Consider the following 15,531-nt stretch of genomic DNA (forward strand, 5'->3'; position numbering starts at 1 on the left):
CGCGGGATCGCTTGTTGCTCAGATGCCTCCTCGCCAAGCAAGCACAACAATGGAGGAAACATGTCGACCGAGCCTCAATCCGCCCTGCCCGAACACCAAATCGGCTTCGATGCTCACGGCATCGAGCCGGTCCCTGCTGCGCACCGCACGTCCACGGCAACGGACCAGTTCTGGATCTGGGCCGGCGCCAACATCGCGCCCATCAACTGGGTGCTCGGCGCTCTCGGTATCCAGCTCGGCCTCAGCCTGCTGCAAACGCTTGCCGTGGTCGTGGTCGGAAACCTGCTCGGCGCCACCCTGTTCGGCATCTTCTGCCTGATGGGACATCGCACCGGCGTGCCGCAGATGGTGCTCGGCAGGCTGGCCTTCGGCCGCCGCGGCGCCGGTCTGCCGGCGCTCGCGCAGGTCCTCATGCCGATGGGATGGGTCGCGACCAACACGTGGATCGTGCTCGACCTCGCGGTCGCCGCCCTGGAACGGATGGGCGTAAGCGGCTCGACCGAGCTGAAATATCTGATCGCCGCCGCCGTCATGGTGCTGCAGGTCGGCATCGCTGCCTGGGGCTTCAATGCGATCCGGCAGTTCGAGCGCTACACCATGCCGGTGATCCTGGCGATCATGGCCTTGATGACCGTGCTTGCGTTCTGGCGCGTGGATATCGCCTGGCACGGCTCAGGAACCAAGGATGCGAAGACCTTCGCGGCGATGACGCAGCTCATGACCGCCATCGGCATCGGCTGGGGCATTTCGTGGCTGGTCTATGCCTCGGACTACACCCGCTTCGCCAGGCCGCAACTCAGTGCAGGCAAGGTGTTTGGCGCGACGTTTCTCGGCATGTTCGTTCCCACCGTGTGGCTCGCCTTGCTCGGGGCAACGATCGCGTCCGGCGGAGCAGGTTCCGACCCGGCCCAGCTTGTCGTGGCGACGTTCGGTGCCATGGCGCTGCCCGTGCTGCTTCTGCTGCTGCACGGGCCGATCGCGACCAACATCGTCGTGATCTACTCGGCGGCGCTGTCGAGCCTCGCGCTCGATATCCGCTGGCCGCGCTGGACCATCTCCGTGATCTCGGGCGTGATCGCGTCGCTGATCCTCTGCCTGTTCCTGCAGTCGGGCGACTTCGCGCACACCTTCGACAGCTTCATGGTCGCGCTGGTGGTCTGGATCAGCCCTTGGGCAGGGGTCACTCTCGTGGACTTCTTCGTGATCCGCGGCGGGCGCGTCGATCTCGGCGAACTCTACGCCTCACCCGAAACGAGCCGGTACGGCAACGTCAACTGGGCCGGCATGCTCGCGTTCGCGATCGGACTCATCGCGGCCTGGCTCTTCCAGATGGGGACGATCGCCGCGATGCAGGGGCCGCTCGCGCTGTGGGCTGGCGGCGTCGATCTTTCGTGGCTGACCGGCATGGTGGCGGCCGGCGCGAGCTATGCAGTGCTTTATCCGCTGTGCGGGCGGGCCATCGAAAACCTCGGCGCAGGGTCAAAGCTCGGCTCGCTCTCGGGCGAAGCCAAATCCACCTCGGTGTGATGGGCGGAACATGTGTTAACGGCACGGTCGCGGCCGTTAACACATTCGCCCCAATTCCGACCCATCGGTGCGCTCTAGCGCCCTCCTCGCCCGCCCTGTAAAATCCCCGCCGGGGCGGCTTGGGGGATTGATGCGTCTGACGTTGAATCTGAAGACTATCCTGATCGCGGTGGCGGTGCTCGCGGCGTCGTTCTTCATCAGCCTGAAGGCGATGGACTTCCTGTCGCCGCGCGCGACCAATCCGGCGCCGCCGGTCGCGCAGCTGCCGCCGTTGCCGCCGGTCGCGAAGAGCTCGATCGTGGTCGCGCCGGTCGCGATCGCGCTGTCGGCGATCCGCGAGCAGGCCGAGCGAGCCGCGCCGCGCAATTTCGCCGGCAAGGCCGACAACCCGATCTCGCAGATCCTGGAGAATGCCGACATCGGCTGGTCCGCCGTGCGCGGCCCGATGGCGACCACCGGCGACAAGGACGTGCTGACGATCTCGACGCCGCTCAGCGGCAAGCTGAACGTCACGGGCTCGCTATCGTCCAAGGCCACCGGCGCACTCGGCGACGCGCTCGGCAGCGTGCTCGGCGGTGACGCGGCGAAACGGATCGGCGCGGTCAACATCAAGAACCTGAACGCCAGCGCCGAGATCAAGGGCAACGTGGTCGTCACCTCGCGCCCGAAGCTCGCCGCGGCCTGGCACCTCGAGCCCAATCTCGGCGCCCAGGTCAATCTCGGCGACACCAACCTCAACGTCGCCGGCGCCAAGGTCAACGTGCCCGCGCAGGTCAAGCCGCTGATCGACAAGAATGTCGGCGAGCAGATCAACGCCGTCTCCGAGCGCATCCGCAACGATCCGTCGCTGCGGGAGAACGCGAAGCTGCAATGGGCCAAGGCCTGCCGCTCGATCCCGTTGCAAGGCTCAGGCAGCTCGGCCGCGCTGCCGCCGTTGTGGCTGGAAATGAAGCCGACCCGCGCCATCGCGGCGCAGCCGCGCGTCGATGCGCAGAACGTGACACTCCTGCTCGGCCTCGAGCTCGAGACGCGCGTCACCTCGGCGCCGTCCAAGCCGGACTGCCCGTTCCCCGAGAAGATCTCGATCGTGCCGCCGACCGGCACCGGCGTGAACATCGGCGTGCCGATCGACGTGCCCTTCACCGAGATCAACAAGCTGATCGCGGCCCAGATGGTCGGCCACACCTATCCGGAGGACGGCTCCGGCCCGGTGGACGTCACCGTCAAAAGCGTCAACGTGATCCCGTCAGGCGAGCGCCTGCTGATCTCGCTGCTGGTTCGCGCCAAGGAAAAGAAGAGCTGGTTCGGCCTCGGCGCCGAGGCGACCGTGCACATCTGGGGCCGGCCGATGCTCGACCAGGCCCAGCAGACGCTACGGCTCGCCGACATCCAGCTCGCGGTCGAATCCGAGGCGGCCTTCGGCCTCTTGGGCGCCGCGGCGCGCGCGGTGGTGCCGCAGATGCAGCAGGCGCTGGTCCAGAAGGCGACGCTCGATCTGAAGCCGATCGCCGCCAACGCCCGCGAGAAGATCGCAGCCGCGATCGGCGACTACCAGAAGAGCGAGGACGGCCTCAAGGTCGACGCCAAGATCGACAGCCTGACGCTTGCCGACATCGCCTTCGATTCCAAGACGCTGCGCGTCGTCGCGGAGGCCGGCGGCTCGCTCAACGTGTACGTGACCAAGCTGTCGGGGATGTAGCGCACCGGCCCCACACGCCTCCTCGTCGCTTGCGCCGCTGGCATTCTCGCCGGAGGATGCTAGTCTCGCGGCACTGTAGGGGACAACGCGAGGACAACATGGAAGCCGGCATGGTCACACCCGCGCCGGCACTGGTGCGGTTTTCCGGCATTCAGAAGACCTATGATGGCGAGCACCTCGTGGTGAAGAACCTCGATCTCGACATCAAGAAGGGCGAGTTCCTCACCCTGCTCGGCCCGTCGGGCTCGGGCAAGACGACCACGCTGATGATGCTGGCCGGCTTCGAGGTTCCGACCCAGGGCGAGATCTACCTCGCGGACCGGCCGATCAAGAATGTGCCGCCCCACAAGCGCGACATCGGCATGGTGTTCCAGAATTATGCCCTGTTTCCGCATCTGACGATCGCGGAGAATATCGCCTTCCCGCTCTCCGTTCGCAAAACCGGCAAGGCCGAAGCGCAGGAACGCGTCGGCGCGGCGTTGCGCATGATCAAGATGGAAACCATGGCGCAGCGGCGGCCCGGGCAGCTGTCCGGCGGTCAGCAGCAGCGCGTCGCGCTGGCCCGCGCGCTGGTCTTCAATCCGCAGCTCGTGCTGATGGACGAGCCGCTCGGCGCCCTGGACAAGCGCCTGCGCGAGCAGATGCAGCTCGAGATCAAGCAACTGCACGAGACGATGGGCATCACAATCGTCTACGTCACCCACGACCAGAGCGAAGCGCTCACTATGTCGGACCGCATCGCCGTGTTCAACGACGGCATCGTGCAGCAGATCGACAGGCCCGACGCGCTGTATGAGCGTCCGGTGAACAGTTTTGTCGCCCACTTCATCGGCGAGAACAATGTGCTCGCCGGCACCGTCGAGACGATCGACAAGACCTATTGCCGGGTTGCGCTGGCCGGTGGCGGCGCCGTGACCGCGCGCGCGGCAAACGTCTCAGGTGCGGGCGCATTGACGTCGCTGTCGGTGCGGCCGGAGCGGATCGCCATTGTCGCGGATGGTGCCGCCAGCGACGGACCGAACCGACTGCCGGCCAGGGTGCAGAGCACGATCTATCTCGGCGACCACGCGCTGGCCGTGCTCGATGTCTCGGGGAACGCCGAGTTCATGGTCAAGCTTCAGCCGGGTGCGCATGACAGCCTGACACCCGGCGAAAACGTCTTCGTCACCTTCCGCCCGGAGGACTGCCTCGCCCTCGATCCCGTTTGATCCAGCGATCAGAGCTCAACACAACGCAACGCAGATGAAGAAGGAACAAGGACCATGCTGAAGCGCAAGATTGGCAAGATTGCTCTGGGGTTCGCCGCGGCGTTCAGCGCCAGCGCTGCGCTGGCGACGGTCGCGCAGGCGCGTGACCTCACCGTAGTGTCGTGGGGCGGCGCGTATCAGGATGCGCAGAAGAAAGTCTATTTCGAGCCCTTCAAGAAGGCTGCCGGCATTGCCATGAACGACGAGTCCTGGGACGGCGGCGTCGGCGTGTTACGCGCCAAGGTGCAGGGTGGCGCGGCCACCTGGGACGTCGTCCAGGTCGAGAGCGACGAGCTCGCGGTCGGCTGCGAGGAAGGCCTGTTCGAGAAGATGGACTATTCAAAGATAGGCGGCGAGGCCGCCTATATCCCGCCGTCGGTCAACGCTTGCGGCGTCGGCGCCATCCTCTACGATTTCGTGCTCGGCTACGACAAGGACAAGCTGAAGGACGCCCCGAGCGGCTGGGCAGACTTCTTCGACACCAAGAAGATCCCGGGCAAGCGCGCTTTGCGTCAGGGCCCCAAGACCACGCTTGAGATCGCGCTGATGGCCGACGGCGTCGCACCGAACGACGTCTACAAGGTGCTGGCGACCGACGAAGGCGTCGAGCGCGCCTTCAAGAAGCTCGACACCATCAAGGGCGACATCGTCTGGTGGAAGGCCGGCGCGCAGCCGCCGCAACTGCTCGCCTCCGGCGAGGTGGTGATGACCTCGGTCTACAATGGCCGCATCGACACCGCGAACAAGAACGAGAAGAAGAACTTCGGCATGGTGTGGGACGGCGCGCTCTTCACCCTCGATAGCTGGGTCATCCTGAAGGGCAGCCCGAACAAGGACGCCGCCTACAAGTTCCTGGATTTTGCCGGCAAGGCGGAGAACCAGTCGAAGCTGTCGGAGAACATCGCCTATGGCACCTCGAACAAGGACGCCGCCGGACGGCTTGCGCCCGCCGTCCTGAAGGACCTGCCGACGGCGCCTGACAACATCAAGAACGCGGTCGAGATCAACGTGGGCTTCTGGCTCGAGAACATCGACCGCCTGACCGAGCGCTTCAACAAATGGGCCGCGAAATAGCGCACCCTGCAGGGCTCAACCAATGACGGACGCGCTCCTGACCGGCGCCAATGCGTCGACCGAGGTGTCGCTCAAGCGCCGATTGAGGCGTGCGGAGCGGACACGTCAGGTCAAGGCATTGGCGCTGGTAGCGCCGCTTCTCGTCTTCCTGCTCTTCACTTTCGCCGGACCTATCATCGGAATGCTGTGGCGCGCGGTCGATGACCGGGAGGTGCGCCAGGTTCTGCCGCAAACCATCGCGGCTCTCGCCAACTGGGACGGCAAGGACCTGCCGGACGAAAAGACCTATGTGGCGCTGGCAAGCGACATCCTGGTGGCGCGCGCCTCCGGCACCATTGCGATCGCGGCCAAGCGGCTCAACTACGCACTGAACGGTTTTCGCACCATCCTGACCAGCACGGCGCGCAATCTGAAGGCGATGCCGGAGCCGGGCACCTCAAAGGAAGCGCTGGGCAAGATCAACCCGGCCTGGCGCGAGCGCAGCACCTGGACGACGATCAAGGACGCCAGCGGGCCCGTGACCGGCTTCTACCTTCTGGCAGCGCTCGATCTGACGCGGAACGCGGACGGCGCGATCGTCGCGGCACCACCGGATCAGGCGATCTATCGCGACATCTTCGCCCGCACCTTCCTCATCAGCCTCGGCGTCACCGCGCTCTGCCTGCTCCTCGGCTTTCCGGTCGCCTACCTCTTGGCGACGTTGCCGCCGGGCCGGTCGAACCTGCTGATGATCTTCGTGCTGCTGCCATTCTGGACCTCGCTGCTGGTCCGAACCTGCGCCTGGATCGTGCTGCTGCAAAGCAAGGGTGTCGTGAACGACAGCCTGCACTGGCTCGGCATCATCGACGAGCCGCTCCGCCTGATCTACAACCGCTTCGGCGTCTGCGTGGCGATGACCCACGTGCTGCTGCCGTTCATGATCCTGCCGCTCTACAGCAGCATGAAGGCGATCTCGCCAGCCTACATGCGGGCCGCCGCCTCTCTCGGCGCGGCGCCCCTCACCGCCTTCCTGCGAATCTATTTGCCGCAGACCCTGCCCGGCATCGGCGCGGGCAGCCTGCTCGTCTTCATCCTGGCGCTTGGCTACTACATCACGCCGGCCCTCGTCGGCGGCGCTGCCGATCAGATGATCAGTTACTTCATCGCGCTCTACACGACCGAGACGGCCAATTGGGGCCTCGCGTCGGCGCTGGGCGCGGTGCTGCTGCTGGCCACGCTTCTGCTCGCGCTCGCCTACGGCAAGCTGGTGCAGGGCCAGCAGGTCACGGGAGGCATGAAGAATTGAGCGACAATCCTTCACTCCGCACGCCCAGCCAGCGCATCGCATGGACCGCGACCGTCGCCATCTCCACGCTGGTCTTCATCTTCCTGATCGCTCCAATCTTGGCGATCATGCCGCTGTCCTTCAGCTCGGGCTCGTACCTCACTTATCCGCTGCCGGGCCTCTCCTTGCGCTGGTACGACGACTTCATCAATTCACCGCGCTGGATGAATTCGCTGAAGAACAGCATGATCATCGGCATCGCCTCGACGCTGCTGTCGATGTTGCTCGGCACGCTGGCCGCGCTGGGGCTCGCGCAGTGGAAGAGCCGGTTCAAGCCGTTGGTGCTGGCCTTCGTGCTGTCGCCGGTCGTCGTGCCCGGCGTCATCACCGCGGTCGGCCTGTACTTCTTCTTCGCGCCGATCGGACTGACCGGCAGCTATCTCGGCTTGATCCTGGCCCACACCGCGCTGGCGACGCCTTTTGTGGTGATCACGGTCGGCGCGACGCTGCAGAGTTTCGATACCAACCTCGCACGTGCCGCCGCCTCGCTCGGCGCCTCGCCGCTTCAGGCGTTCCAACGCGTGATCCTGCCATTGATCCTGCCGGGGCTCGCGTCGGGCGCGCTGTTCGCCTTCGCGACCAGTTTTGATGAAGTGGTGATCGTGCTGTTCATGGCGGGTCCCGAGCAGCGCACCCTGCCGCGCGAGATGTTCAGCGGCATCCGCGAGAACATCAGCCCGACCATCACGGCCGCGGCGGTGATCCTGACGACAGTCTCGATCATCCTCCTCGCCACCCTGGAAGGCCTGCGCCGGCGCAACGAGCGCCTCAAGGGCGGCAGCGCCTGATAACTTCTCCCTCTCCCCGCCTGCGGGGAGAGGGTCGGGGTGAGGGGGAGCCTCCGCGCGGACGGTGAGAGTTGGACTCGCGGAGAGTCCCCCTCACCCGGGATGCATCTTCGATGCATTCCGGCCTCTCCCCGCAAGCGGGGAGAGGCGAATGGAACACCAGCCGCCCCTTCTGATTTTGCATTCCGCTATGGCGCGCACCGCTTAGCTGCCGCGACCGTTTGTCGCTACAACGGTCCCGCAACAAAGTCCAAACAACAACGCTGAGGGAGAAACACCATGCAAAAACTCATTGCCGCCGTGGCGGCCGGTCTCGCGCTTGCCGCCACGTCTGGCGCGGCGCAGGCGCAGATTTCCGACGATGTGGTCAAGATCGGCGTGCTTACGGACATGTCGAGCCTCTATGCCGACGCAACCGGCAAGGGCTCGCTCGCCGCGGTCGAGATGGCGGTTGCCGATTACGGCGCCAAGGTCGCCGGCAAGCCCGTGCAAGTCGTCGCCGCCGATCACCAGAACAAGCCCGATGTCGGCGTCAACATCGCCCGCAACTGGTATGACAACGAGAAGGTCGATGCGATCTTCGACGTGCCGACCTCTTCGGTGGCGCTGCCGATCTCGGCGCTGACGCGCGAGAAGAACAAGATCAACATCAATTCCGGCGGCGGCTCCTCCGACATCACCGGCACCGCCTGCTCGCCCAACACCGTGCATTGGACCTACGACACCTACGCGCTGTCGAACGTCGCCGGCAAGGCGATGGTGAAGCGCGGCGAGGACACCTGGTTCTTCGTCACCGCCGACTATGCCTTCGGCATGGCGCTCGAGCGTGACGCGGCCAATGTCGTCAAGGAAAGCGGCGGCAAGGTGCTCGGCGACGTCCGCCATCCGCTCAACTCCTCGGACTTCTCCTCCTTCCTGCTCCAGGCCCAGGCCTCCAAGGCCAAGGTGGTCGCGCTCGCCAACGCCGGCGGCGACACCACCAATGCGCTGAAGCAGGCGGCCGAGTTCGGCCTGACCCAGGGCGGCCAGAAGATGATCGCGCTGCTCCAGGAGATCACCGACACGCATTCGCTCGGCATCAAGGCGACGCAGGGCCTGATCGTCACCGATGCCTTCTACTGGGACATGAACGAGGAGACGCGGGCCTTCTCGAAACGCTTCAACGAGAAGGTCGGGCACATGCCGACCATGATCCAGGCCGGCCTCTATTCGGCGACCATGCACTATCTGAAGGCGATCGACGCCATCAAGACCGACGAGGCGCCGAAGGTGATGGAGCAGATGCGCAAGACGCCGGTGAACGACTTCTTCGCCAAGAACGGCAAGATCCGCATCGACGGCCGCATGGTCCACGACATGTATCTGTTCGAGGTCAAGAAGCCCGAAGAATCCAAGGGCGAGTGGGACCTCTACAAGCTGATCGCCACCGTGCCCGGCGACGAAGCCTTCCGTCCGCTCGACAAGGGCGGCTGCCCGCTGGTGACGCACTGAGCGATGCACTCGGCCGGGCTGTCAATTCCTCATCCTGAGGAGCTTGCGAAGCAAGCGTCTCGAAGGATGAAGGCCCCGCCGGTGGCCTCGCCCTTCGAGATGCGCGCCAAGAGCGCGCTGCTCAGGGTGAGGGTCGACATTGCGTCATGATGAATGAAAGAAAAAGACACGACAGCGCGCCCGGAGAAAACCGGGCGCGCTTCGTTTAGGCCGTCACGCGAGGCGCATTACTCCGAGTACTTGAACTCGGGCATGTTCTTGAGCTCGTCCTTGCTGGCGTTGAACACGGCATGGTCCGGATACCACTTCGACGTAGATGACGTGGATGAAGTGGCCGGCGCCGTGGTCGTGGTGGTCTTCTCGGTGCCCGTCGCAGCGCCAGTGGTCGTGGTCGTCGCCGGACGGGTGGTCGTGGTCGAAGCAACGGCCTCGTTGACGAACTTCAGCTTCTCGTAGGGCACGGCGACCAGATGCTCGCCCATGCCGAGGAAGCCGCCGACACCGATCACGGCGATCTTGATGGCGCCGCTCTTGTCCATCAGGAGATCGTTGATCGAGCCGATGTTCTCGTTGGCGTCGTTATAGACCTTCAGGCCCGACATCTTCGAGGCACGCCATTCACCCGACGCAGTCGTCGTCGTGGTCGTGGCGGTTGCCGCAGGGGCCGCCTTGTCGGTGGTGGTGGTCGGCGATTGCGCGAACGCAACCGTCGCAAGAAGTGCCGTGCCGGCGAGGCCGGCGGCGATCGATTTCATGAGCATGTTGTCCTCTCCTTCAACAAGAAAACTTGTGCGGAGAAAACAGCGCTGCACACTCGCAGTTCCTTACACGCGGCAATTTCGTCACGCGATGTGCACGCGAAAACGACGAGAATTGTTCCTGCGTCACCCAGGAACATTTTGCGGCGCACGGTTCCCCGCCGACGATCATGCGCCCTGGGTGAAGCACGACCGCGGCGAGGAACGCGCCGACCTGCGTCGCTCAGGTCAGCTCTTGTAGTCGATCAGAAGCGCCGAGAAATCCGAATTGCTGGATGAGCTGCCATTGGCGCCATAGGACGATGTCGACGATTGCGACTGCTGGAGCGCCTGGAGGAATTGCTGGAGGATCTCCGCCGTCGTGGAGTCGGTCGACGTGCTGCTGGTCGAATCCGTCGTCGTCGACGAATCCGAAGAGCCGTCGTCCGACGGCGGCGGACCGGGCGGCGGTCCGCCCGCGCCATCGGCGCCGCCGGGTCCCTTGGCGAAGGCGGACTGAAACACGCCCTTGAGCTCTTCGGCCTGGTCCGAGGTCAGCGTGCCGTTCGACACCTCGCTCGAGATGAGGTTGTCGATCTTCGACTGCATCTCGTCCTTGGAGGGACGCGTGCCGCTCGACTGGTCGCTCGACCGGCTCTGCTGGAGCGCCGTGTCGATGTCGGTCAGCGCCGTCGAGAGCGCGGACTGGTCCGACGAGGAGATGGTGCCGGCGGACACTTCCGATTGCAATTCCTGCTGCAGCCGCTGCAGCGGCGACTGGTAATTACCGGCGGAGGCCGCCGAAATCGAGCTCATGATGGCTCCGTGGGTTTTGCGGGGTTTCGTACGCGACTGCGCCACGGTATGGTTAACGGACTTAACGAGACCTTGCCGCAGCGCTACCCGGTCGTGTCCTGGTGTTGCGGCAGGAGCCTCAGAAATGATCTGAAACAAAAATCTTCGCCTTTTGGCCCGAATCTTGGACAAACAAAGCGCATGGCTATTCCCAATCCCAACATCCTGGTCGTCGAGGACGACCGCGAAACCCGGACGTTGATTGCGAAGTACCTGCGCAACAACGCCTGCAACGTCACCGCCGTGAGCGATGGCCGCGAGATGTCGCGCGCCATGGCCGATCACCGCGTCGACCTCATCATCCTCGACGTCATGCTGCCCGGCGAGGACGGCCTCAGCCTCTGCCGCAAGGTGCGCTCGGAGACGCAGACGCCGATCATCATGCTGACCGCGCGCGGCGAGGACGTCGATCGCATCGTCGGCCTCGAGATGGGCGCGGACGATTATCTGCCCAAGCCCTTCAACCCGCGCGAGCTGCTTGCCCGCATCAACGCGGTGCTGCGCCGCCAGGCCGCAGCGCAGGCGGCAAGCTCGATCGAAGGCGCGAGCACGCTCGCCTTCGAAGGCTGGCGCATCGATCTGCGCCTGCGCGAGCTGCGCAATCCGGAAGGCGCGCGCGTCGCGGTGACCAGCGCCGAGTTCGATCTGCTCCGCACCTTCTGCGAACGGCCCGGCCGCGTGCTGTCGCGCGACAGCCTGCTCGACCTCACGCAGGGCCGCAACACCGGCTCGTTCGAGCGTTCGATCGACGTGCTGGTCAGCCGCATCCGCCGCAAGATCGAGCCCAACCCGGCCGATCCCACCATCATCAAGACGGTGCGCTCCGGCGGCTATCTGTTCACGCCAAGGACTGAACCAGCAAATACTGAAGCGGTTGCGGCGCCCCTGAGCAATTGAGAGGGACGCCGACGATGAAGCCGTTCGGGTTCTTCCACCTCAGGGGCATCGGCGGGCAGATCGCCGCGCTGGTGCTGGCTTCCACCGTCGCGCTGCATCTCGTCGTCACCACCGCCTTCCTGATGAGCCGGCCGGACCGGCAGGATGCCCCGCCGGACGGCGCGCATCAGCTGACCGACGCCGCGCTGCTGCTCGGTGCGGCCGAGCCCGGCGAACGGCCGCGCCTCCTCGCCGATCTCACGCGTGCCTTCCCCAAGCTCGGCCTCGACACGCTCGCGCCCGGCACGGCAGGCGTCGTCGAGGAGGGCGAAAGCCAGCACCTGCGCGGCCTGCGCCGTCACCTCGGCCGCGGCTACAAGGTAGTGCAGCTTGCCTCCGAGGGACCCGCGCACCGCATCGGCGTCGAATTGCCCGACGGCAGCATGATCGCCGGCCGTGTCGATGGCGGCGGCCCGCGGCCGTGGTTCTGGGGCTCGCCGTGGCTGATGACGCTGATGACGACCTTCATCTGCGTCACCGTGCTCGGCCTGTGGGCCGCGCGCGCGCTCGCGGCGCCGCTGTCGTCCTTCGCCAAGGCCGCCGAGAATTTCAGCCTGGACGGCGCCGCCGAGCCGCTGCCCGAGCGCGGGCCGGAGGAGATCCGCTCGGTGGCGCGCGCGCTCAACCGCATGCACGAGCGGATCGCACGGCTGATGTCGGATCGCACGCGGATGCTGGCCGCGATCAGCCACGATCTGCGCACGCCGATCACGCGGCTGCGGCTGCGCGCCGAATTCATCGAGGACGAGACCAACCGCAAGCGCATGCTGATCGATCTCGACCAGATGCGCTCGATGCTGGAGTCCGTGCTCTCGCTGCTGCGCAACGACCGCAAGGTCGAGGCAGTGACGCTGGTCGACATCGCCAGCACGCTCCAGCTCATCGCCGACCAGTTCGGCGATATGGGCCATGTCGTGCATTATGACGGCCCGGCGTCCGCGACCGCCGCCGCGCGGCCCGACGATTTGCATCGCGGCGTCACCAACCTCGTCGAGAACGCGGTGCGCTTCGGCGCCGAGGTCACGATCCGCCTCGACGCATCCTCCACCACGCTCGTCATCGACGTCGAGGACGACGGCCCCGGCATTTCGGACGCGCGCAAGCAGGAGATGCTGGAGCCGTTCGTGCGCGGCGACGACGCCCGCACCATGGACGATTCCACCGGCTTCGGCCTCGGCCTGTCGATCGCGCGCGCGATCGCGATCGCCCATGGCGGCGAGCTCTCGCTGCACGACCGCGAGCCGCACGGCCTGATCGTGCGGATGCAATTGCCGATCTGGCAGGCAGGCACAGCGTCCAGCGGACTAGGGCAATTCCTTCACCTCTCCCCAGCGGGGAGTGGTGAAGACAAAGCGATCCGCAGCGATGCGCCTCAGGCCGCGAGCGGCGGATGCTCGACGGCTGTCTCGTCGAAGATCGCCACCGCCTCGAAGCGATAGCCGCAGGCGCGGCAATTCCAGAGATAGGAGACGCGCCCCTCGCCGGGCTCGATCCAGTCCGGCTGGGAAATTGGCGTGCCGCACTGGGCACAGGGGTTCTGTCTAGGAACGTCGCCGATATGTGCCTTGTTTGATTTTGTCATGGCACCCTCCCACTTCGCAGGCGTCTTCATACTCGCTTTCGCCGGCCGATGCGAATAGACAGGCGTGCTGTCGCTGGCCGGGGGTCGTTCGCCCCAGGCTTCACCTAGACCAGCTTTGCGTCATCACGGCGGCTCGGCGCCGCAAAATCGGCGGCGGCGGCGTTTGGTCACATCATCGCCGCGTTCCGCGCGACTATCCGCAGCGGGTGCAGGTCACTTGCTAGACCCAAGGAATATTCGATGAAGATTTTACGCATTGCCGCGCTGCTCGCGGCCGGACTGATCGTACCGCAGGCCGCATTGGCGGGCGAAGCCGACTATGCCGAGATGGTCGCGATGCATGCGCGCGCCAATGGCGTGCCGGAGGCGCTGGTGCACCGTGTCATCATGCGCGAGAGCCGCTACCAGCCCGGCCTCGTCGGCCGCGGCGGCACCATCGGCCTGATGCAGATCAAGCTCGCGACTGCTCGCGGGCTCGGCTACACCGGCGATGCTGCCGGCCTGCGCGATCCCAACACCAATCTCACCTACGCGGTGAAATACCTCGCCGGCGCCTATCACGCCGCCAATGGCGACCACGCGCGAGCTGTGCGTTATTTCGCGGGCGGCTATTACTACGTTGCAAAGCGGCAGCGGCAGGAGATGGTGCAGCAAGCCAGCAGCGAGACGAGCTCCCAGGTTTGGCTGGAGCCGAACGGCAACCCGCAACCGATGTTCGGCACCGCGCCGCACAGGAAGCTGGCGCAAGGCGTCCGCAACGCGCGGGCGCAGGTTCCACGCGATTGATCGCCATTCCGGGGCGGTCCACAGGACCGAACCCGGAATCTTGAGAATTCCCGGTGCGCAATAGGTTCGGCTCTTCGAGCTGCCCCGGAATGACTGTGGCTAACGCGTTGACACCAGCTCCCACTGGCATACATTAGAACCGTTCCGAGGGGTGCTCCGAGGAGGAGCTGAGATACCGCTAAATGGGCAAGCCTGCACTTCAGCAAGCCGGCCCAGGACCGCGGTGACCCTTTGAACCTGATCCGGGTCATGCCGGCGAAGGGACAGGGATGTTGCAGACGACCAAGCGACCGGATTCACCGGTATCCATTATCGGCGCAGGCATTGCCGGAGCCTGGCAGGCGCTGCTGTTCGCGCAGGCCGGCCACGCCGTGACTCTACACGAGCGCGGTGACGCGGCGATGACCGAATCCACCAGCCACTGGGCCGGCGGCATGCTGGCGCCCTGGTGCGAGGCCGAGGTCGCGGAACCCATCATCTCCAGGCTCGGCCAGCGCTCCCTCGACATCTGGCGGCGCGAGCTGCCCGACACCCCCTTCAACGGCTCCCTCGTCGTCGCCCATCCGCGCGAGCGCAACGATTTCGAGCGTTTTGCCCGAATGACCGAGGGCCACCGCCGGCTCGACGCCGCCGGTCTCGCCGAGCTCGAGCCGTCGCTGGAAGGCCGCTTCCGCGATGCGCTGTTCTTCCCGGCCGAGGGCCATGTCGAGCCGCGCCGCGTGCTGCCAAAGCTGCACGCGCGCATCAAGGCCGCCGGCGGCACCATCAAGTTCGACAGCGACGTTTCCGCCAAAGACCTCGCAAATCTTGATCCTAAAGGCATCGTGATCGACTGCCGCGGCCTTGCCGCGCGCGAGGAACAACCCGGCTTGCGCGGCGTCAAGGGCGAGATGATCCTGATCGAGACCGACGAGGTGCAGCTGGCGCGTCCGGTGCGGCTGATCCATCCGCGCTGGCCGCTCTACGTGATCCCGCGCGAGAACAATCTGTTCATGCTCGGCGCGACCTCGATCGAGGCCGAGGACACCGGCGTCAGCGTGCGCTCCGCACTTGAGCTTCTGGGCGCCGCCTATGCCGTGCATCCCGCCTTCGGCGAAGCGCGCATCGTCGAATTCGGCTCGGGCCTGCGCCCGGCCTTCCCCGACAATCTTCCCCGCATCGGCATTCGCGGCGAAGAGATCAGCGTCAACGGGCTTTACCGCCACGGCTTCCTGATCGCGCCGGCGCTCGCCGAGCTGACGCTCGCTTACGTCGAGCGCGGCCAGATCGACAATGAGGTGATGCAATGCGCGTGATCGTGAACGGCGAGCAGCGCGAGGTGAACGCGGCCAGCGTCGATGCGCTGCTCTGCGAGCTCGACTACGAGGGCACGCATTTCGCGATCGCGCTCAACTACGACGTCGTGCCGAAAAGCCGCTGGGCCGAGACCAGCCTCAAGGCCGGCGACGAGATCGAAATCATCACGCCGCGGCAGGGAGGGTGATG

General features: G+C 65.6%; 15 protein-coding genes and 1 riboswitch. Of the genes, 12 read left to right on the top strand and 3 right to left on the bottom strand.

Features of this window, described 5'->3' with window-relative positions:
* Positions 1 to 60 precede the first annotated feature (60 nt).
* From WN72_RS37325 to WN72_RS37355, 7 genes are all read left to right on the top strand, one after another.
* Complete coding sequence (locus tag WN72_RS37325; RefSeq protein ID WP_092212735.1) at positions 61 to 1,527, top strand: purine-cytosine permease family protein; 1,467 nt, start codon at positions 61 to 63, stop codon at positions 1,525 to 1,527.
* 130 nt (positions 1,528 to 1,657) lie between these two features.
* Positions 1,658 to 3,226 carry a DUF4403 family protein gene (locus WN72_RS37330; RefSeq protein ID WP_092212737.1) on the top strand — a complete coding sequence of 523 codons (1,569 nt, stop codon included), beginning with the start codon at positions 1,658 to 1,660 and terminating at the stop codon, positions 3,224 to 3,226.
* Positions 3,227 to 3,324: 98 nt separating this feature from the next.
* Positions 3,325 to 4,434, top strand: coding sequence for an ABC transporter ATP-binding protein (locus tag WN72_RS37335; protein ID WP_092212738.1), 1,110 nt, complete (start codon positions 3,325 to 3,327; stop codon positions 4,432 to 4,434).
* A 54-nt stretch (positions 4,435 to 4,488) separates the two neighbouring features.
* The gene (locus tag WN72_RS37340; protein WP_092212740.1) at positions 4,489 to 5,547 is read left to right on the top strand and encodes an ABC transporter substrate-binding protein; all 1,059 of its coding nucleotides are present in this window, start codon (positions 4,489 to 4,491) and stop codon (positions 5,545 to 5,547) included.
* A 22-nt stretch (positions 5,548 to 5,569) separates the two neighbouring features.
* Positions 5,570 to 6,832, top strand: a complete 1,263-nt coding sequence (locus WN72_RS37345; protein ID WP_092212742.1) for an ABC transporter permease — start codon at positions 5,570 to 5,572, stop codon at positions 6,830 to 6,832.
* Positions 6,829 to 7,659 (top strand): ABC transporter permease, encoded by an 831-nt coding sequence (locus WN72_RS37350; RefSeq protein WP_167380618.1) that lies wholly within the window; start codon positions 6,829 to 6,831, stop codon positions 7,657 to 7,659. The genes WN72_RS37345 and WN72_RS37350 overlap by 4 nt, the downstream gene beginning before the upstream one ends.
* A 279-nt stretch (positions 7,660 to 7,938) precedes the next feature.
* The gene (locus WN72_RS37355) at positions 7,939 to 9,150 is read left to right on the top strand and encodes an ABC transporter substrate-binding protein (RefSeq protein ID WP_092212746.1); all 1,212 of its coding nucleotides are present in this window, start codon (positions 7,939 to 7,941) and stop codon (positions 9,148 to 9,150) included.
* A 227-nt stretch (positions 9,151 to 9,377) separates the two neighbouring features.
* On the opposite strand, the gene WN72_RS37360 is transcribed toward WN72_RS37355, so the two are convergent.
* Positions 9,378 to 9,911 carry a PRC-barrel domain-containing protein gene (locus tag WN72_RS37360; protein WP_027560684.1) on the bottom strand — a complete coding sequence of 178 codons (534 nt, stop codon included), beginning with the start codon at positions 9,909 to 9,911 and terminating at the stop codon, positions 9,378 to 9,380.
* A 225-nt stretch (positions 9,912 to 10,136) separates the two neighbouring features.
* Positions 10,137 to 10,703 carry a hypothetical protein gene (locus WN72_RS37365; RefSeq protein ID WP_027560685.1) on the bottom strand — a complete coding sequence of 189 codons (567 nt, stop codon included), beginning with the start codon at positions 10,701 to 10,703 and terminating at the stop codon, positions 10,137 to 10,139.
* 180 nt (positions 10,704 to 10,883) lie between these two features.
* Between WN72_RS37365 and WN72_RS37370 the strand changes: the two genes are divergently transcribed.
* Together WN72_RS37370 and WN72_RS37375 are read left to right on the top strand one after the other, a co-directional pair.
* On the top strand, positions 10,884 to 11,639 hold the full coding sequence (locus WN72_RS37370) for a response regulator (RefSeq protein WP_027560686.1): 756 nt from the start codon (positions 10,884 to 10,886) through the stop codon (positions 11,637 to 11,639).
* Between the two features lie 14 nt (positions 11,640 to 11,653).
* Positions 11,654 to 13,117: an ATP-binding protein gene (locus tag WN72_RS37375; protein WP_244553661.1), complete on the top strand. Its 1,464-nt coding sequence runs from the start codon at positions 11,654 to 11,656 to the stop codon at positions 13,115 to 13,117.
* Here the strand turns inward: WN72_RS37375 and WN72_RS37380 are convergent.
* Positions 13,051 to 13,260, bottom strand: a complete 210-nt coding sequence (locus tag WN72_RS37380; RefSeq protein WP_084334516.1) for a hypothetical protein — start codon at positions 13,258 to 13,260, stop codon at positions 13,051 to 13,053. The two genes, WN72_RS37375 and WN72_RS37380, sit on opposite strands and share 67 nt — an antisense overlap.
* A 240-nt stretch (positions 13,261 to 13,500) precedes the next feature.
* Here WN72_RS37380 and WN72_RS37385 point away from each other — a divergent pair, with 240 nt between their 5' ends.
* The 3 genes from WN72_RS37385 (at position 13,501) to thiS (ending at position 15,529) form a co-directional block, all read left to right on the top strand.
* Positions 13,501 to 14,046, top strand: a complete 546-nt coding sequence (locus WN72_RS37385; protein WP_167380619.1) for a lytic transglycosylase domain-containing protein — start codon at positions 13,501 to 13,503, stop codon at positions 14,044 to 14,046.
* A gap of 137 nt (positions 14,047 to 14,183) precedes the next feature.
* Positions 14,184 to 14,328: riboswitch (TPP riboswitch) on the top strand.
* Positions 14,316 to 15,341, top strand: coding sequence for an FAD-dependent oxidoreductase (locus WN72_RS37390; protein WP_092212750.1), 1,026 nt, complete (start codon positions 14,316 to 14,318; stop codon positions 15,339 to 15,341). (Overlaps the previous riboswitch by 13 nt.)
* Positions 15,332 to 15,529, top strand: coding sequence for a sulfur carrier protein ThiS (gene thiS / locus WN72_RS37395; RefSeq protein ID WP_027560689.1), 198 nt, complete (start codon positions 15,332 to 15,334; stop codon positions 15,527 to 15,529). Before WN72_RS37390 ends, thiS begins: the two co-directional genes overlap by 10 nt.
* The last annotated feature ends 2 nt before the right edge of the window (positions 15,530 to 15,531 follow it).

The organism is Bradyrhizobium arachidis (assembly GCF_015291705.1).
GTDB lineage: Bacteria > Pseudomonadota > Alphaproteobacteria > Rhizobiales > Xanthobacteraceae > Bradyrhizobium > Bradyrhizobium arachidis.